Below are 16020 nucleotides of genomic sequence, written 5' to 3'. Positions count from 1 at the left end.
CACTTGGTCAAGGGTGCCCCTCACTCACGCGGAAATCGGGTGACGTGGGCGGGTCCGACCTTGGTCGCGGGTCAGGTTCGGGCTGCGGCCAGGGCTGTCCGGGTCTCCTCCGCCAGGACGCGGACGAGGTCGGCGGCGGGCATGGGGCGGGCCTGGGCGTAGGTCTGCCCGGCCCAGAGCGACATCGCCTCCGGGTCGCCCGCGCCGCGCACCGGCTTGGTGAGGTGGTGCAGCTCGGGGTAGGCGGCCGGGGCGTGCGGGGTGTGCTCGGCGAGGAACCGGTTCACCAGGCCGCGGGCCGGGCGTCCGCTGAATGCCCTGGTCAGAGCGGTGTCGCGGGTTCCGGCGAGGATCTCGGCGCGCTGGACCGGGCCGGTGCCCGCCTCGTCGGTCACCAGGAACGCGGTGCCGAGCTGGGCGGCGACCGCACCGGCGGCCAGCACCGCCGCGATGTCCGCGCCGCGCGCGAGCCCACCGGCCGCGATCAGCGGCAGGTCCACCTCGGCGGCGACCGAGCGCAGCGCGGCGAGCAGGCCGAGTTCCGGGCCGCTGGCGGGCGAGGTGCCGTCGTCGACGAGCACCGCGCGGTGCCCGCCCGCCTCGATCCCCTGCACGCACAACGCGTCGACGCCGATCTCGGCGGCCCGGCGGGCCTCGGCCGGGTGGTGACGGTGCCGACGACCTCCGCGCCCACCGCGTGCAGTCGCTCCACATCGGACGGTTCGGGCAGCCCGAAGGTGAACGACACCACCGGGATCGCCTCGGACACCACCAGTTCCAGCTTGGCCCGGTAGTGGTCGTCGTCCCACGCCGCCACCCCGGGTTCGACGCCGAGGCGGGCGGCCTCCGCCGCGACCCGCTCCCGGTAGTCGGCGAGGTCGAGCCCGCTGGGCTCCCCCGGAACGAACAGGTTCACGCCGAACGGCTCGGCGGTGAGCGAACGGACCCGGGCGATCCGCTCCGCCAGTGCGTCCGGGCCGAGGTACCCGGCGGCCAGGAACCCGAGCCCGCCCGCCGAGCTCACCGCCGCCGCCAGTTCCGGGGTGGAGATGCCGCCCGCCATCGGTGCCGCGATGACGGGCGCGCTGCGCTGCGCGATCATGCCCCGACGGTACGACGGCTCACCGCCCCGCGCGCAGGCCGAATCCGGTGATCACCGCCACTACCACGAGCACGGCGGCCCCGAGCAGCGCCGCCGCGCCGACCGCCTCGGTGTAGGCGTCGAAGGCCACCGCCAGCGCCGCGCTGTCCGGGGCCAGGTCCGCGACGGCCTCGGCGATGGTGCCGCCCGGGACGCCCTCGGCGCCCGTGCGGTAGACCGCCGCGGCGAGCGTGCCGAAGGTGGCGATGCCGAGTGCGGAGCCGAGTTCGGTGCTGGTCTCGGAGAGCCCGGCGGCGGCTCCGGCGCGATCGGCGGGCGCGGTCTCCAGCACCAGCGCGTTGGCGATCGTGCCGACCACGCCGACCCCGGCGGTCAGCAGCGCGTACCCGCCGATCAGCACGACCAGCGGGGTCCGCGGTTCGACCGCGGCCACCACGCCGAAGCCCACCGCGCCGACCAGCAGTCCGCCGACCAGCAGCAGCGCCGGGCGCACCCGACCGCCGAGCGCTCCGGCCAGCGCGGCGCCGAGGAAGGTGCCCGCGAAGGTCGGCGTCGCCCACAGCGCGGCGGCCAGTGGGCTCAGCCCGTGCACGGTCTGCAGGAAGGTGAAGGCCAGCAGCCCGAGCCCGCTGATGGCGAAGGCGACCGCCACGTTGCCCGCGAGAGCGGCGCGGAAGGCGGGGAACCGCAGCAGCACCAGGTCGATCAGCGGGTGGGCGGCGCGGCGCTGGCGGCGCACGAACCCGGCCAGGGCGATGGCGCCGAGCAGCCCGGCGACGAGGGCGAGCGGGCTGGGACCGTGCTCGACCAGGTGCTTGGCGGCGAAGACCAGGGCCAGCACCGCGAGCAGCGAGGTCGCCGCGCCGGGCAGGTCGAAGCGCGCCGCCGACGGGTCGCGCGATTCCCGGACCAGCCACGGCACCGCGAGCAGCAGCAGGACCATCACCGGCACGTTGATCAGGAACACCGATCCCCACCAGAAGTGCTCCAGCAGCAGCCCGCCGAGGATCGGCCCGGCCGCCGCCCCGCCGCTGAAGGCCACCGTCCACGCCGCGATCGCGGTGCGGCGTTGCCCCTCGTCGGCGAAGGTGCTGCGGACCAGGGAGAACGTGGAGGGCGCGAGCGTCGCGGCGCCGATGCCGAGCAGCGCCCGCCCGACGAGCAGCAGTTCGGCGGTGGGCGCGGCGGCGATGAGCAGCGAGGCCGCGCCGAACAGGGCCGAGCCGAGCAGCAGCAGCCGCTTGCGGCCGATCCGGTCGCCCAGGGAACCCATCGTGAGCAGCAGTCCGGCCAGCACGAACGTGTAGACGTCCATGATCCACAGCCATTGGGTCGGGCTCGGGTCGAGCGCCGCGCTGATCGCCGGGGCGGCGACGAATAGCACCGAGATGTCCATCGAGATGAGCAGGGCGGGCAGCAGCAGGAAGACCAGGCCGCACCAATCCCGCGTCGTGGCGCGGGTCGAGGTTCGCATGGGTTGGATCGTACGTGCGTTCAAATCCGTGTCAATACGGACGTCCGTGCAAACTGCTAGGCTGCGGATCATGAGCCAGCGCGAAGACCTCCTGGCCGGCGCGAAGCGCTGCCTGACCGAGAAGGGCTACGGCCGCACCACGGCGCGCGACATCGCCGCCGCCTCCGGCACCCACCTCGGCGCCATCGGCTACCACTTCGGGTCCAAGGACAACCTGATGAACACCGCCGTGCTGGAGGCCACGAGCGAGTGGGGCGACCGCATGGAGGCCGCGGTGCGCGCCGCGCAGGCCGGTGATCCGGCCCGGCGGCTGGAGGTGTTCCTCACCGAGCTGTTCGCGGCGGTGCACCAGGAGCGCGACCTGCTGGTGGCCAGCATCCAGGCCTACTCGCAGGCCCACTTCGACGAGTCGATCCGCACCCGGGTCGCCGCCGGGTTCGCCGAAGCCCGCACCGCGCTGGCCGCGATGGTCCTCGGCACGGCGGAGGTCGACGAGGCCACGGCCGACGAGCTCGGCTCGGTGGTCTACGCGCTGGTCACCGGCTACCTGGTGCAGTCCCTCGCCGACCCCGGCTTCAGCCCGCCCCCGGACCGCCTCGTCACCGCCCTGCACCGCCTCGCGAGCTGATCAGCGCTGGTAGCGCCCATCCCGGACGGCGGCGAGGAACGCCGCCCACTCCGGCGCGGTCGCCGTGAAGAACCCCGCCGCGCGGTCCTTCGAGTCCCGCACGGCGGCACCACCGCCGATGCGACCGACCTCGACGCAGTTGGTCTCCTGGTTGCTGTAGCTCGACGTGTGCCAGCGAGTCACCTGGTTCACGGCGCCACCTCTTCCGGCTTCGATGCCCGAAACCTCAGCCAATCCGACGGCAGGGCGCCGCGAAACCGCCGTACGAAGGCAAACCGGGCCGTCCGGCTCAGGAAGACGCCAGACAGCCCGGAATCAGCGGAAGGTCAGCCGGCGAAGCGACCGCCCTTGACGGCTGACACGAACGCGGCCCACTGTGGCGCTGTCGTCGTGAAGTACCCGGCCGCGCGGTCCTTCGTGTCACGAACAGCAGCACGGCCGCCGATCCGGCCGACCTCGACGCAGTTGGTCCCTCCGCTGTAGCTCGATGTGCGCCAGTAGCGCGCGCCGTGCTGGGTCAGCATGATCTCTCCTTCGTCGCCAGAATTTCGGCGATGAGCTCGACAGATTCAGCCGGATCCATCGCCACGTCGCGGAGAATGTCGACAGCTTCCCGGTACCGACTGACGGCCCTCGCGTCGGTGATCGTCGCAGACGTGTCGTAGTGCTCGAACTGCACAACAGGCTTGGTACGAGCGAATTCAACGAGCGCCCAAGCACCGCTCAACGCAGGCCCGGCTGGTCGGTCGATGGGCAGTACGCGCATGTCGATGTTCGGAAAGCCACTGAACTGCCGCAGTTGCCATAGCTGCTCGACCATCACATCGTTCGGGCACGGCGGATACCGGAGGGCGACTTCGCCTACGAAGGCGACGAGATTCTTGGGCGCGTTGCCGGACAGCACGTGTTGTCGACCGATGCGCACGTGCGCCCTCTGATTCGCTTCGCCACGACTGGACGCACCGAAAGCAGTGATGATGTGCCGGGCATAGTCGTACGTCTGCAACAAGCCAGGCACCATCAGCGGTTCGACGTTGATGATGGTCTTAGCGGTCCGTTCGTACTCCGTCAGCACGGCCAGTTGCTTGTCCACTCCGGGTGCGACCCAGTTGGGGTCCGCGGCATCCCGTGCGAGCTCGATCATCCGGTCGCGATCAGCACCGTTGACACCGAGCACAGCGAGGACAGTGGCCGTATCGGCCTCCGTCGGTATCAGTTGTCCGTTCTCCCATCGGGAGATGTGCGATCCGCTGCGTCCGACGGCCTCAGCAAGTCGCCGCATCGACAGGCCGCGCCGCTCCCGCGCTTGCCGAAGCTCGGCCCCCAGAGCACGAGCGCGCGGGGTATCTGCGCTGCTGACCATGCCGTGATCCTATGCCGCAGCACATCAGCCTCGATGTACACCCGATCGAGGACTTCTCAAAGTGTTGCCCACACCTCATGATCGTTGCACGCACCGTTGCACGCAACAAGTGAAGTTGTTGCGGATCTGATCAAACGAGGTGGCGACCATGATCTACCGACCGCATCCGTTCAGCTGGTTTCCGAGCGCCGAGGAGCGGCACGCGACCCCGTCGGAGGACTGGCGGCACGAGGGCGCCGTCGCGTCGCTGTGCGGGCGCACGCTCGCGGGCGACGACTCCACCGTGGCGTGGTTGTGGCCCACCTGCGAGCCGTGCGACGTCGAGGCGCACCGCATCGCGGGCGTCCCGATGCACCGGAAGGCGGCGCCGCGATGACCGGACTCGGCCCGCTGCTGCGGGACATGCGCCTGACCATGATCGCCGTGGGCTGCATGGCGCAGAACATCGACGAGGGCTACCACCCGACCCCCGCCGAACTCGACGAGCTCGCCCGCACCACCGCTCTGCTCACCGAACGGTTCCGCGACGCGGCGGGCATCTCCGCACCGCTGGTCGTCGACGCCCGGAGGACCGACCGGTGAACGCGCCCGGCTGGCTGCTCGCGGCGGGCTTGGTGCTCGCCCCGCTGGCCGCCCTCCTGGTGCGACGGCACCGCGCCCCGGGACGCCACCGCCTCGCCCCGCTGCCGGTCGAACCGCCGACCGCGCGACCGCCCCGCCGGGTGTCGTGGAGCGGCGACCTCGCCGACGCGCTCGCCGACGAACCCACCCGCGTCCTCCCCCGCCTCGCCCCGCGACCGCCCACCTCGTACGCGCGCGATCCCGAGACGCTGCGTCGGCTCCTCGACGGGCTGCGCGCCCTGTGAGACCCGGCCCGACGCCGACCGCACCCGATGCTCGGCGCCGGACCGCGGCCGACCGGTGCCACCCGCGACCACCGGTCGGTCTTCCACTCCGCATCGGCGCCACAGGCGGTGCCGGGCGGAAGTGTCGGTGCGCTGGGCTTCACTGGGTTCCGCACCTCACACAGGAGGTTCCATGTCAGCGGTCGAGGAGCTGGCCCGCGCGCTCTCGCACGTCGAGGCCACCCTCACCCGCGCCCGCGAATCGCTCGCCCTCGCCCAGGACCTGTGGGACGAACGGCACGCCGCCCTCGCCGTGCTCGACGGCACGCGCGATCCCGAAGCGCTCGACGCGATCCAGGCCCACACCGCAGCGGGCGAGGAGATGTTCCGCGGGTGGCAACTCCTCGCCCAGGTCATCGCCACCGTCAGCGCGTACCGGGAAACGCTCCTGGTCGTCCAGGCGGTCGACGACACCCCTCCCAGCGCACCACATCCGTCGACGACCGGTCGGATCCCGACCGACGCGGCCCGGGACCGGTCGTGGATCGACGGAGTCCGCTCCCGGCTCCCCGGCCGCGATGGAGGCAAAGGACAAACAACCGGACTCGCCTACGACCGAGACGGCAACGAGCAGCGGATTGTCAGCGGACGCGAGGAAGTCTCCGAGCGGGTACGGATCGCTCTCCACAATTCCACAGCGTTTCCGGAACCAAATCCACTCGGCGCTCCCGGCGTGTACACCCACGTCGAAGCGAAGTACGCCCAAATGATGCGGGACGCGGGGCAGACCTACGGCGTGGTCGTCCTGAACAATGACATGTGCTTCGGACCCCGGAACTGCGCAGCCGCCGCGCGCGCCCTCCTTCCCACCGGCGCCACGCTGCTGGTCTGGGAGCCGGGAGCCACGAAACCCATCGTGATCGAAGGACAGGCAAGACCATGACCACCACAGAAGCGCCTACCGTCATCACGGCGATCATCGGGCGGGAATTCCACTACGCCCGGACGTCGGCCGAGCTCGAAGCGGTGCTCGACCTGCTCCTCGTCGATGGCGAGTCGCAGGTGTTCCAGTGGGACAGGCCCTGCCGCCAGAGCAAGGACGGGGCGATCAACGAGTTCCCGGCGGACCGGCTGCGCCTGACGTGCCGCGACGGTTGGGGAGCGCTGAACTACATGAGCCCGGGCACGCACGGCGACTTGGTCGATTCCCTCGGCGCGGAAGAAGCACCACCCGTGTTGCCGTTCGACGAGGAAGGCGACCTCTGGTTCCCCAGGTCCGCGTCCCTACCGCTGGCCGAGGTTCGGGACGCCGTGGCGGAGTTCTGCCGCACCGGCCTCCGCCCCACCTGCGTGCGGTGGCAGCCCGGCCACTGGTACTGAGCGAAAGAAGGCGAAGGGACCGCCAGGCAGCCGTGTTCGAGGGGAAGGCATGACAGCGGTTCAGCAGTACGTCACCGCGGTGCTCGACGGCGAGCGCCGCCATGCTCCGGCCGACACCGCCGACGAGCTGATCGACACCGCGCTGGCGACCGAGCGGGAGCGCGGCGCTTTCCTGTACGTCGCGGCGTCGCCCTTCGACGGCGCGGTCGAACATCGGCCAGGACACCAGATGCGCGTCAACGTGGACGAATCCCGGCGCTGGGGCGCGATCTCCTACGTCGCCGAAGGTGCACGGGGAGGCGCGTGGAACACGCGCAACCCGGCCCCACCGGCCGCGACGACCGTGTGGTTCGACGGCTCGACGCCCACGGCCTTCCCCCGCTCAGCGGTGTTGCCGCTGGCCGAGGTTCGGGAAGCCGTGGCGGAGTTCTGCCGCACCGGCCTCCGCCCCACCTGCGTGCGGTGGCAGCCCGGCCACTGGTACTAGGCGTCACGCCGCCGCCAGGACGTCCGCCGCGCCGACCCGGGTGATGGTGATGCGGGTGATCCGGGTGCCGCGCGTGGCGATCTCGATGGCGGCGAGGGGATGACCGCCGGGCGCGATGACGTCGACCACGCGCCCGTCGAGCCGCATCGGCGCGCTGGCGCGGATGCGGTCGGCGAACAGCCCGGTCTCCGCCGCGATCGCGACCGCGCCGGTCACCGTCGTCGCGGCGCCCGGCGGCAGCAGCGCGGCGTCGGCGGTGCGCACGCAGCCGGGCGCCAGCAGCGCGACCATCCGGTGCAGGTCCCCGCCGCGCGCGGCGCTGAGGAACGCCGCCACGACCTCGCGGTGCTGGGCCGAAGCCTCCGGAACCTCCTCGCCTCCCCCGATCCGGGCGCGGGCCCGGCTGGCCAGCTTCTTGGCGTTGCCGGGCGTGGTGCCGAGGGTGGCCGCGACCTGGCCGAACGGGACGGCGAACAGGTCGTGCAGCACGTAGGCGACGCGCTGGGCCGGGGGCAGCCGCGCGAGCAGCACCAGCAGCGCGCGGGACACGTCCTCGCGGCGGAGGAAGTCCTCGTCGGCGGCGATCTGGGCGGCGGGGAGCTCCGCCGCGAGCGGCACCACCTCGCCGCGCCGGCGGCGGGCGCGCAACTGGTCCAGGCACACCCGCGTCGTGATCGTGGTGAGCCACGCGTCCGGGTTGTCGACGCCGTCGCGGGGCGCGGCCCGGGCGCGCAGCCACGTCGTCTGCACGGCGTCCTCGGCGTCGTGCGCGGAACCCAGCATCCGATGGGCGAGGGACAGCAACCTCGGCCGGGCGGCCTCGAACTCCTCGATCGATCCCACTGCGATGTCACCTTTCGCGTGCGCGAGACGTCAGGACGGTGGAGCGACCACGTCCACGCACCCGGAAGGCGACGTCATGAGCATACCGACCCGGACCACCTCTCCCGGCGCGCGGCGAGGCCCCGCATGAGCGCGCTCGCCGTCGCGACGGCCGCCTGCATCGCCGCGAACCTGTTCATCGCGATCGCGGACCTCCGCCGGGCCGGGTTCGTGCTGGCGAACTCGGCCGAGGTGGGACTCCGCCCGTCGGCGCTGCCGCACCTCGCCGCGCTGAAGGCGGCGGGCGCGATCGGCCTGGTCCTCGGCTTCGCCGGTCTGCCCTGGCTGGGCCTGGCCGCCGGGATCGGCCTGGTGCTGTTCTTCGTCGGCGCGGTCGGTGCGCACGTGCGGGCGCGGGTGTTCCACAACATCGGCTTCCCCGCGCTCTACCTCCTGCTCGCGCTGTGCGCGGTCGCGCACTTCGCCCTCGCGGTCGGCTGAGCGCGCCGCCACCCACCTGCCAACGACGACGCCGAAAAGCGGGCGGGGACCCGACGCCTGGGTTCCCGCCCGCTTCCGCACCATCGCGATCTAACCGACACCCCGCCACAGGGCCGCTTGGTGCGTTCGGGGTGGCCGACCCGATTTCCGGGGAGTCACGGGCCGACCACGGTCCTTGGGCTCGTCCATCAGAACTGGGCGGTCTCGGTCGAACCGGCCAGCGCGGTGGTCGAGGAGTTCGGGCTGACCGCCGTGCTGATCAGGTCGAAGTAACCGGTCCCGGCCTCCCGCTGGTGGCGGGTCGCGGTGTAGCCGTCGGCCTCGGCGGCGAACTCCCGCTCCTGCAGCTCGACGTAGGACGTCATGCCGTCGGCGGCGTAGCCCTTGGCCAGGTCGAACATGCCGTAGTTCAGCGCGTGGAAACCGGCCAGCGTGATGAACTGGAACTTGTAGCCCATGTGCCCCAGCTCCCGCTGGAACTTGGCGATCGTGCTGTCGTCGAGGTTCTTGCGCCAGTTGAACGACGGCGAGCAGTTGTAGGCCAGCATCTGGTCCGGGTACTCGGCCTTGACCGCCTCGGCGAACCGGCGCGCCACGTCCAGGTCCGGCGTGGAGGTCTCCATCCAGATCAGGTCGGAGTGCGGCGCGTAGGCCAGCGCGCGGGTGATGCACGGCTCGATCCCGTTGCGCACCTTGAAGAAGCCCTCCGGGGTGCGCTCCCCGGTCAGGTACTGCTGGTCGCGCTCGTCGACGTCGCTGGTCAGCAGCGTCGCGGCCTGCGCGTCGGTGCGGGCGATCACCAGCGACGGCGTCCCGGCGACATCGGCGGCCAGCCGCGCGGCGTTGAGCGTCTTGACGTGCTGGCTGGTCGGGATGAGCACCTTGCCGCCGAGGTGGCCGCACTTCTTCTCGGAGGCGAGCTGGTCCTCCCAGTGCACCCCGGCCGCGCCGGCCGCGATCATGCCCTTCATCAGCTCGTAGGCGTTGAGCACACCGCCGAAACCGGCCTCGGCGTCGGCGACGATCGGGGCCATCCAGTGCAGCGGCTCGGTCGAGGTCTCCTCGGCCTCCGGGTCCAGCGCCTCGGACCAGGTGATCTGGTCGGCGCGCTGGAGGGCGTTGTTGATCCGCCGGACCACCGACGGGACCGAGTTGGCCGGGTAGAGGCTCTGGTCGGGGTAGGTCTCACCGGCGAGGTTGGCGTCGGCGGCGACCTGCCAGCCGGACAGGTAGATCGCCTGGAGCCCGGCCCGCACCTGCTGGACGGCCTGGTTGCCGGTCAGCGCACCCAGCGAGTTGACGTAGTCCCGCTCGTGCAGCAGCGCCCACAGCCGCTCGGCGCCCTGCCGGGCGAAGGTGTGCTCCTCCTGCACGGAGCCGCGGAGGCGGACGACGTCCTCGGCGGTGTGGGTGCGCTCGATGCCCTGCCACCGCGGGTTGGTGTCCCAGTCCCGCTGGAGTTCCTCGGCGGCCTTCTTCGCCTGCTCGCGGATGCCCATGACGTTCACCTTTCCGGATCTCTCGCGGCCTCGATGAATCCAGTCTTGCCCGGCGTCCGGCGAATCGGGAGAAGATTTCACGCTTAATTTCGTCGATTTTTCTGCTAGCATCAACGCCATGACCGGGTTCGTCGATGAAGAAGACCGAAGTTTTTCCACCGAACACGACCTTCTGGTCTTCGGTCAGCGGCTGCGCCACTTGCGCCGCTCCGCCGGGCTGACGCTGGTCGAGCTCGGTGAGCGGGTCGGGCGCGCGCCGTCCCAGCTCTCGCTGCTGGAGAACGGCCACCGCGAGCCGAAGCTGTCGCTGCTGCGCTCGCTGGCCGAAGCGCTGGGCACCTCCGTCGACGAACTGCTGTCCAAGAAGCCGCCGAACCGCCGGGCCGAGCTGGAGATCGCCGTGGAGCGCGCCCAGCTCGACTCGATCTACCAGCGGCTGTCGCTCCCGCCGCTCAAGGTCGGCAAGCGGGTGCCCACCGAGGCGCTGGAACACGTGCTGGCGCTCTACGAGGAGCTCAAGCGGCGCGAGACCAAGCAGGTCGCCACCCCGGAGGAGGCCCGCAAGGCCAACGCCGAGCTGCGCGGCACCATGCGCGAGCACGGCAACTACTTCCCGGAGATCGAGAAGTCCGCCGCGAACCTGCTGGAGCGGATCGGCTACCAGGGCGGGGCGCTGTCGGAAGGGCTGATCCAGTCCTTGTCCAGCCACCTCGGCTACGGCCTGCGGTTCGTCACCGACCTGCCGCGCTCGGTGCGCTCGGTGACCGACATGAAGAACCACCGGATCTTCCTGCGCCGGGAATCCCTCGGGATGCACAGCCCGCGCACCATCCTGCTCCAGACCCTCGGGCACCTCACCCTCGGCCACGGCCAGCCGCGCGACTTCGCCGACTTCCTCCGCCAGCGGGTCGAGGCCAACTACTTCGCCGCCGCCGTGCTGGTGCCCGAGCAGACCGCGGTGCCGTTCCTGCGCAAGGCCAAGGAGGACCGGGACCTGGCCGTGGAGGACCTCCGCGACGTGTTCTCGGTGTCCTACGAGATGGCCGCGCACCGGTTCACCAACCTGGCCAGCCAGTACCTCGACCTGGTCTGCCACTTCGTGCGCAACGACGAGACCGGGATCATCTACAAGGCCTACGAGAACGACGGGCTGGTGTTCCCCAGCGACGCCACCGGCGCCATCGAGGGCCAACGGATGTGCCGGTACTGGGCGGGCCGGCAGGTCTTCGCCGCCGCGGACCGCTACTCGACGTACTACCAGTACACCGACAAGCCCGGCGCGACCCACTGGTGCGTCGCGCACGTCGACACCAGCCGGGCCCGCGACTTCGCCATCACCCTCGGCGTCCCCTACGCCGAATCGCGCTGGTTCCGGGGCCGCGACACCACCAACCACGCCAAGTCCGGCTGCCCGCACGGCGAGTGCTGCCAGCGCCCGCCCGCCGAGCTGGCCAGCCGCTGGGAGGGCATGGTCTGGCCCTCGGCCCGCGCCCACTCGCACGTCCTCTCGGCGCTGCCCTCGGACACCTTCCCCGGCGTCGACGAAGCCGACGTCTACGCCTTCGTCGAAGCCCACCAGGACTGAGCCCGCACCCGTTCGGGATGTGAGTGAGCGGGTACTCGGGCAAGGGTGCCCCTCACTCAGCACACTTCGGGGTGAGGCCGGTCCTCAGCGGTGGTCGGCTAGGCGTTCGGCGAGGCGGACGAACTCGGCGGCCGCCGGGGAGAGCGGGCCGGGGCGCCAGAACAGCACGCCGCGGCGCACCACTCGGGGACGCAGCGGGCGGACCGCCGCTCCGCGCGCGGCGGCGTCCTCGGCCATCGCGCGGGGCAGCAACGTCGCCCCCGCCCCGGCGAGCACCAGCGGCACCACCATCGCCTGGTGCGCGGTCTCCACCGCCACCGACGGATCGCCCACGACGTCCTCGATGACCGCGCGGGTCGCGGTGCCGCGCGGCGTCGTCACCCAGTCCAGGGTGCTCAGGTCGGACACGCCGAGGCGGGCCCGGCCGGACGCGCCGTCCGGCGGCAGCACCGCGAACACCTCCCGGCCGCGCAGCACCAGGCCGGACAGCTCGCCGACCGCGTTCTCGGCGGCGTCGACCATGCCGAGCTCGCACTCCCCCGCCCGCACCGCCGAGGTCACGTCCGAACCGAGCTCCGGGTCCGAGATCCGCACCGCCACCCCCGGGTGCTCACCGAGGAACAGCCCGACCAGCTCCGCGAGCGGGTCCACCGCCAACGTCGTCTGCGCCACCACGTCGAGCCGACCGGACGAGAGCCCGAGCACCCGGCGCACCGAATCCGTGGCGGTGGACAGGTCGCGCAGCACCTGCCGGGCCGGGGCCAGCAGCGCCTCCCCGGCCGCGGTGAGCACCACGCCGTGCGGCAACCGCTGGAACACCCGCCCGCCCAGCTCCGTTTCCAGGCTCCGGATGGCGTGCGACAACGACGGCTGCGCCACGTGCAGCGCCTGCGCGGCCGCGGTGAAGCTGCCGTGCTCGGCGATGGCCAGGAAGTACTCCAGCTCCCGGCGCTCCATCCGGCCTCCGGATCACTCGTGCGCCGCGGCGAACCGCCGCTGCGCCGCCACGTCGCTGTGCCCGTCGTCGCCGAGGTCCACCCGCAGCTCCACCAGCCCGCCGGAGAAGCGGTTGTCGACGACCGGGTAATCGTCGGTCACCGGGCTGGCGCGGTCCACTCCGATGTCGAAGGTCTCGTCGAAGGCGAAGTAGTACGGGATGGTCGCCTCGACCCGGCCGTCGGCGACCTGCTCGTCGTCGACCACCAGCGCCACCGAACCGCCCCGGCCGACCCCGCCGCCGTCGTAGTCGAACGCCATCCGGACGGTGTGCTCCCCGGGCGCCAGCGGCTCCGGCGCCCGGATCGTGGTCACCTCGCTGCCGAAGTGGTTGTAGGCGTAGCTCGGCCGCCCCTCGTGCAGGTAGAACGACCAGCCGCCGAACCGGCCGCCCTGGGCGACCAGCACCCCTTCGGCGCCGCCCTCGGGGATCCGCACCCGCGCGGTCACCGCGTGCGACCGGTTCTTGACGTTCGGGGCGGTCTCCTCGGTGAGCCGCTTGGCACCGGCGTGGAAGCTGACCGACCGGCGGTCGCCCATCAGGTCCAGCCGCCCGGCTTCGCGCGGGTTCTCCCGCTCGGTCATCCGGTCGTCCAGCGGCAGCACCCCGTACCGGGCGGCCTCGGCCAGGAACAGGTCCTGGAGCTCGCGCAGCTTGCGCGGGTGCTCGGCGGCCAGGTCGTGCGACTGCGTCCAGTCGCTGCGGGTGTCGTAGAGCTCCCAGACGTCGTCGTCGAAGGAGCGGCGCCCGCCGTCCTGCACCATCACCCACGGCGTGCCGTGCCGGGTGACGGCCATCCAGCCGTCCCGGTAGATCCCCCGGTTGCCGACCATCTCGAAGTACTGCACCCGGTGCCGGTCCGGTGCCTCGGCGTCGTTGAAGCTGTAGAGCATGCTGGTGCCCTCGATGGGCTGCTGCGGGACGCCGTCCACCTCGACCGGGTGCGGCAGGCCCGCCGCCTCCAGGATCGTCGGCACGACGTCGATGACGTGGTGGAACTGGTCGCGCCGCCCGCCGCGCTCGGCGATGCCGGCCGGCCAGTGCACGATCATCCCGTCGCGGATGCCGCCGAAGTGCGAGGCGACCTGCTTGGTCCACTGGTAGGGCGTGTTCATCGCCAGCGCCCAGCCCACCGGGTAGTGCGCGTGCGTGGTCGCGTCGCCCAGCGCCGCGTCGTGGGAGTTGATGAACTCCGCGCTGTCCGGGATGCCGCTGGCGAAGCGGTGCTCGTTGAGGGTGCCGCCGAGCCCGCCCTCGGCGGAGGCGCCGTTGTCGCCGAGGATGTAGACGAACAGCGTGTTGTCCAGCTCGCCGAGCTCCTCCAGCGCGTCCACGAACCGGCCGACCTGGTCGTCGGTGTGCTCGGCGAACCCGGCGTAGAGCTCCATCAGCGACGCCGCCGCGCGCTGCTCCTCGGCGGAGAGCTCGTCCCAGTGCGGCACGCCCTCCGCCCACGGCGCCAGTTCCGCGTCCGGCGGCACGACGCCGAGCTCCTTCTGCCGCTGCAAGGTGATCTCGCGCTGGCGGTCCCAGCCGTGGTCGAAGGCGCCCCGGTACTTCTCCCGGTATTCGGACGGCACGTGGTACGGCGCGTGGGTCGCCCCGAAGGGCAGGTAGGTGAAGAACGGGTTGTCCGGCTTGAGCGAGCGCTGGTCGCGCACCCAGTCGATCGCCTGGTCCACCAGGTCCTCGGACAGGTGGTAGCCGTCCTCCGGCCGCCGGTCCGGTTCCACCGGCGTGGTGCCGTCGAACAGCACCGGGTACCAGTGGTTCATCTCCGCGCAGAGGAAGCCGTAGAACTTGTCGAAGCCCTCGCCGGTGGGCCACCGGTCGAACGGTCCGGCCGCGCTGACGTCGCGGGCCGGGGTCTGGTGCCACTTGCCGAACGCCGCGGTGCTGTAGCCGTTGCCCTGCAGGAGCTGGCCGATGGTGGCGGCGCTGCGCGGCCGGATGCCGCAGTAGCCCGGCGCGGCGCTGGCCATCTCGGTGGTCACGCCCATCCCGACGGAGTGGTGGTTGCGCCCGGTCAGCAGCGCCTGCCGGGTCGGCGAGCAGATCGCGGTGACGTGGAAGCGGTTGTAGCGCAGCCCGCCGTCGGCCAACCGGTCCGCGGTCGGCATCCGGCACGGACCGCCGAACGCGCTCGGCGCACCGAAGCCCATGTCGTCCAGCAGCACCACGACGACGTTGGGCGCCCCGGCCGGCGCGCGCAGCGGCTGCCTCGGGGCGAACGGCGGGTCCTGGTCCCGGACGTCGCCGGCCGTCGCGGTGGGGCGCTGCGGATCCGGGATGGGCAACCGCTCGCGGGACACGTTCACTGTCGACCTCCTGCACGCACGCGGAAAGGGCTGGTGCGCCGAGGACTTTCCCAGAGCGCGGCGGCGGTCACCAAACATCCCGACGGCTCCCGGAGGCGCCGCGCGTCACATCCGGCCGGTGCCGCCGCAGGTCAGCGGATCGCGATCGACCCGGAGACCGGTTCTCGATCCACGCCATAAACGGCGCCTATGGACGGGTCGCGGCCGGCGGGTGACGATGGCGTGCGTGGTGACGTCGTGGGACGACCCGGAGATGGCGGAGGCGTTCGGCGAGTTCGACCCGACCCTGTGGTGGGTGGCCGGGTACGGGCACCTGCCCGCGGCACTGGGACCGGCGACCTCGGTGCTCGACGTCGGCTGCGGGACCGGGGACATCACCCGGTGGCTCGCCGACGTCGTGGGAGCGCGCTGCCGCGGGGTCGACACCTCCGCGGCGATGATCGAGCGGGCCCGCCGCGCCGAGCCCCCGGGCGTCCGCTTCGACCTGATCGAGCCCGGGCGGCTCGACCCGGTGCCCGACGGATCGGTCGACGCCGCGCTCGCCGCGTTCGTGTTCGTCTGCGAACCCGACCTCGCGGTGCTGCGGCGGACCGCGGCCGAGGTGTTCCGGGTGCTGCGGCCGGGCGGCCGGTGGGTGGTCCTGGACTCCAACCCGGAGACCACGGGGGTGGACTTCGACGGGTTGCGGCAGGGCGAACCGGGGGTCGACTACGCCGCCGGCCGGCCGATGCCGGTGGACATGCCGCGGCGGGACGGCACCTCGGCGCGCATCTGGGACGTCTTCTGGCCGACCCGGACCTACCGCGAGCTGCTCGAAGGGGCGGGGTTCACGGGAGTGGCGGTGCGAGCACCGGTGCCCGCCGAGGACGTGCCGCCGCAGTCGCTGCTACCGCCACCGGTCGCCGCCCGGGCGTGGCGGGCGCGCCACCACCGGCGGGCACCGTTCATCCTGGTGAGCGGCACGCGACCCACCGGCTGATTGCCGGGCCCCGGCCGCCGCCCTGTGGCACGGTTCTCGG

18 protein-coding genes and 1 pseudogene are annotated in these 16020 nt (G+C 72.1%); 10 read left to right on the top strand and 9 right to left on the bottom strand.

The window, feature by feature from the left end; genetic code table 11:
* Positions 1-71: 71 nt before the first annotated feature.
* Both ACQP0T_RS06905 and ACQP0T_RS06900 read right to left on the bottom strand, forming a co-directional pair.
* A pseudogene (locus ACQP0T_RS06905) lies at positions 72-1102 on the bottom strand (NAD(P)H-dependent flavin oxidoreductase).
* A 19-nt stretch (positions 1103-1121) separates the two neighbouring features.
* The gene (locus ACQP0T_RS06900; protein WP_433871819.1) at positions 1122-2576 is read right to left on the bottom strand and encodes an MFS transporter; all 1455 of its coding nucleotides are present in this window, start codon (positions 2574-2576) and stop codon (positions 1122-1124) included.
* Positions 2577-2646: 70 nt separating this feature from the next.
* On the opposite strand from ACQP0T_RS06900, the gene ACQP0T_RS06895 reads away from it, so the two are divergent.
* Positions 2647-3204 carry a TetR/AcrR family transcriptional regulator gene (locus tag ACQP0T_RS06895; protein ID WP_433871818.1) on the top strand — a complete coding sequence of 186 codons (558 nt, stop codon included), beginning with the start codon at positions 2647-2649 and terminating at the stop codon, positions 3202-3204.
* Here ACQP0T_RS06895 and ACQP0T_RS06890 read toward each other — a convergent pair whose 3' ends face one another.
* From ACQP0T_RS06890 to ACQP0T_RS06880, 3 genes are all read right to left on the bottom strand, one after another.
* On the bottom strand, positions 3205-3396 hold the full coding sequence (locus ACQP0T_RS06890) for a DUF397 domain-containing protein (RefSeq protein ID WP_433871817.1): 192 nt from the start codon (positions 3394-3396) through the stop codon (positions 3205-3207).
* Between the two features lie 134 nt (positions 3397-3530).
* On the bottom strand, positions 3531-3728 hold the full coding sequence (locus ACQP0T_RS06885) for a DUF397 domain-containing protein (protein WP_433871816.1): 198 nt from the start codon (positions 3726-3728) through the stop codon (positions 3531-3533).
* Positions 3722-4567, bottom strand: a complete 846-nt coding sequence (locus tag ACQP0T_RS06880) for a helix-turn-helix domain-containing protein (protein ID WP_433871815.1) — start codon at positions 4565-4567, stop codon at positions 3722-3724. Before ACQP0T_RS06880 ends, ACQP0T_RS06885 begins: the two co-directional genes overlap by 7 nt.
* 148 nt (positions 4568-4715) lie before the next feature.
* Between ACQP0T_RS06880 and ACQP0T_RS06875 the strand changes: the two genes are divergently transcribed.
* The 6 genes from ACQP0T_RS06875 (at position 4716) to ACQP0T_RS06850 (ending at position 7279) form a co-directional block, all read left to right on the top strand.
* Entirely contained in the window at positions 4716-4943 is a 228-nt protein-coding gene (locus ACQP0T_RS06875; protein ID WP_433871814.1) for a zinc finger protein, read from the top strand.
* Positions 4940-5149: a hypothetical protein gene (locus tag ACQP0T_RS06870; protein WP_433871813.1), complete on the top strand. Its 210-nt coding sequence runs from the start codon at positions 4940-4942 to the stop codon at positions 5147-5149. The genes ACQP0T_RS06875 and ACQP0T_RS06870 overlap by 4 nt, the downstream gene beginning before the upstream one ends.
* A complete protein-coding gene (locus ACQP0T_RS06865) occupies positions 5146-5433 on the top strand; it encodes a hypothetical protein (protein ID WP_433871812.1) in 288 nt (95 codons plus the stop codon). Before ACQP0T_RS06870 ends, ACQP0T_RS06865 begins: the two co-directional genes overlap by 4 nt.
* A 172-nt stretch (positions 5434-5605) precedes the next feature.
* The gene (locus ACQP0T_RS06860) at positions 5606-6355 is read left to right on the top strand and encodes a DddA-like double-stranded DNA deaminase toxin (protein ID WP_433871811.1); all 750 of its coding nucleotides are present in this window, start codon (positions 5606-5608) and stop codon (positions 6353-6355) included.
* Positions 6352-6792 carry an Imm1 family immunity protein gene (locus ACQP0T_RS06855; protein ID WP_433871810.1) on the top strand — a complete coding sequence of 147 codons (441 nt, stop codon included), beginning with the start codon at positions 6352-6354 and terminating at the stop codon, positions 6790-6792. The genes ACQP0T_RS06860 and ACQP0T_RS06855 overlap by 4 nt, the downstream gene beginning before the upstream one ends.
* A 49-nt stretch (positions 6793-6841) precedes the next feature.
* On the top strand, positions 6842-7279 hold the full coding sequence (locus tag ACQP0T_RS06850; RefSeq protein WP_433871809.1) for an Imm1 family immunity protein: 438 nt from the start codon (positions 6842-6844) through the stop codon (positions 7277-7279).
* 3 nt (positions 7280-7282) lie between these two features.
* On the opposite strand, the gene ACQP0T_RS06845 is transcribed toward ACQP0T_RS06850, so the two are convergent.
* Positions 7283-8122, bottom strand: a complete 840-nt coding sequence (locus ACQP0T_RS06845) for a sigma-70 family RNA polymerase sigma factor (RefSeq protein ID WP_433871808.1) — start codon at positions 8120-8122, stop codon at positions 7283-7285.
* Positions 8123-8248: 126 nt separating this feature from the next.
* On the opposite strand from ACQP0T_RS06845, the gene ACQP0T_RS06840 reads away from it, so the two are divergent.
* On the top strand, positions 8249-8602 hold the full coding sequence (locus ACQP0T_RS06840) for a DoxX family protein (RefSeq protein WP_433871807.1): 354 nt from the start codon (positions 8249-8251) through the stop codon (positions 8600-8602).
* Between the two features lie 188 nt (positions 8603-8790).
* Here ACQP0T_RS06840 and aceA read toward each other — a convergent pair whose 3' ends face one another.
* Entirely contained in the window at positions 8791-10101 is a 1311-nt protein-coding gene (aceA, locus tag ACQP0T_RS06835) for an isocitrate lyase (RefSeq protein ID WP_433871806.1), read from the bottom strand.
* Between the two features lie 118 nt (positions 10102-10219).
* Between aceA and ACQP0T_RS06830 the strand changes: the two genes are divergently transcribed.
* The gene (locus ACQP0T_RS06830; protein WP_433871805.1) at positions 10220-11686 is read left to right on the top strand and encodes a helix-turn-helix domain-containing protein; all 1467 of its coding nucleotides are present in this window, start codon (positions 10220-10222) and stop codon (positions 11684-11686) included.
* An 84-nt stretch (positions 11687-11770) separates the two neighbouring features.
* Here ACQP0T_RS06830 and ACQP0T_RS06825 read toward each other — a convergent pair whose 3' ends face one another.
* Both ACQP0T_RS06825 and ACQP0T_RS06820 read right to left on the bottom strand, forming a co-directional pair.
* Positions 11771-12643 (bottom strand): LysR family transcriptional regulator, encoded by an 873-nt coding sequence (locus ACQP0T_RS06825; RefSeq protein WP_433871804.1) that lies wholly within the window; start codon positions 12641-12643, stop codon positions 11771-11773.
* Between the two features lie 12 nt (positions 12644-12655).
* Entirely contained in the window at positions 12656-15001 is a 2346-nt protein-coding gene (locus ACQP0T_RS06820; protein ID WP_433871803.1) for an arylsulfatase, read from the bottom strand.
* A 226-nt stretch (positions 15002-15227) separates the two neighbouring features.
* Between ACQP0T_RS06820 and ACQP0T_RS06815 the strand changes: the two genes are divergently transcribed.
* The gene (locus ACQP0T_RS06815; RefSeq protein ID WP_433871802.1) at positions 15228-15980 is read left to right on the top strand and encodes a class I SAM-dependent methyltransferase; all 753 of its coding nucleotides are present in this window, start codon (positions 15228-15230) and stop codon (positions 15978-15980) included.
* Positions 15981-16020 lie beyond the last annotated feature (40 nt).

Source organism: Saccharopolyspora sp. CA-218241 (assembly GCF_050954615.1).
In the GTDB taxonomy this organism is placed as follows: domain Bacteria; phylum Actinomycetota; class Actinomycetes; order Mycobacteriales; family Pseudonocardiaceae; genus Saccharopolyspora; species Saccharopolyspora cebuensis.
The sequence above is the reverse complement of the archived record's forward strand: the minus strand, read 5'-3'. Positions and strand labels throughout refer to the sequence as shown.

Bases quoted from the DNA above. Each gene is read 5' to 3' on its own strand.
- ACQP0T_RS06870 (WP_433871813.1), top strand. From the start codon at position 4,940: ATGACCGGACTCGGCCCGCTGCTGCGGGACATGCGCCTGACCATGATC.
- ACQP0T_RS06840 (WP_433871807.1), top strand. From the start codon at position 8,249: ATGAGCGCGCTCGCCGTCGCGACGGCCGCCTGCATCGCCGCGAACCTG.
- ACQP0T_RS06885 (WP_433871816.1), bottom strand. From the start codon at position 3,728: ATGCTGACCCAGCACGGCGCGCGCTACTGGCGCACATCGAGCTACAGC.
- ACQP0T_RS06875 (WP_433871814.1), top strand. From the start codon at position 4,716: ATGATCTACCGACCGCATCCGTTCAGCTGGTTTCCGAGCGCCGAGGAG.
- ACQP0T_RS06830 (WP_433871805.1), top strand. From the start codon at position 10,220: ATGACCGGGTTCGTCGATGAAGAAGACCGAAGTTTTTCCACCGAACAC.
- aceA (WP_433871806.1), bottom strand. From the start codon at position 10,101: ATGGGCATCCGCGAGCAGGCGAAGAAGGCCGCCGAGGAACTCCAGCGG.
- ACQP0T_RS06850 (WP_433871809.1), top strand. From the start codon at position 6,842: ATGACAGCGGTTCAGCAGTACGTCACCGCGGTGCTCGACGGCGAGCGC.
- ACQP0T_RS06855 (WP_433871810.1), top strand. From the start codon at position 6,352: ATGACCACCACAGAAGCGCCTACCGTCATCACGGCGATCATCGGGCGG.
- ACQP0T_RS06880 (WP_433871815.1), bottom strand. From the start codon at position 4,567: ATGGTCAGCAGCGCAGATACCCCGCGCGCTCGTGCTCTGGGGGCCGAG.
- ACQP0T_RS06900 (WP_433871819.1), bottom strand. From the start codon at position 2,576: ATGCGAACCTCGACCCGCGCCACGACGCGGGATTGGTGCGGCCTGGTC.
- ACQP0T_RS06825 (WP_433871804.1), bottom strand. From the start codon at position 12,643: ATGGAGCGCCGGGAGCTGGAGTACTTCCTGGCCATCGCCGAGCACGGC.
- ACQP0T_RS06860 (WP_433871811.1), top strand. From the start codon at position 5,606: ATGTCAGCGGTCGAGGAGCTGGCCCGCGCGCTCTCGCACGTCGAGGCC.
- ACQP0T_RS06895 (WP_433871818.1), top strand. From the start codon at position 2,647: ATGAGCCAGCGCGAAGACCTCCTGGCCGGCGCGAAGCGCTGCCTGACC.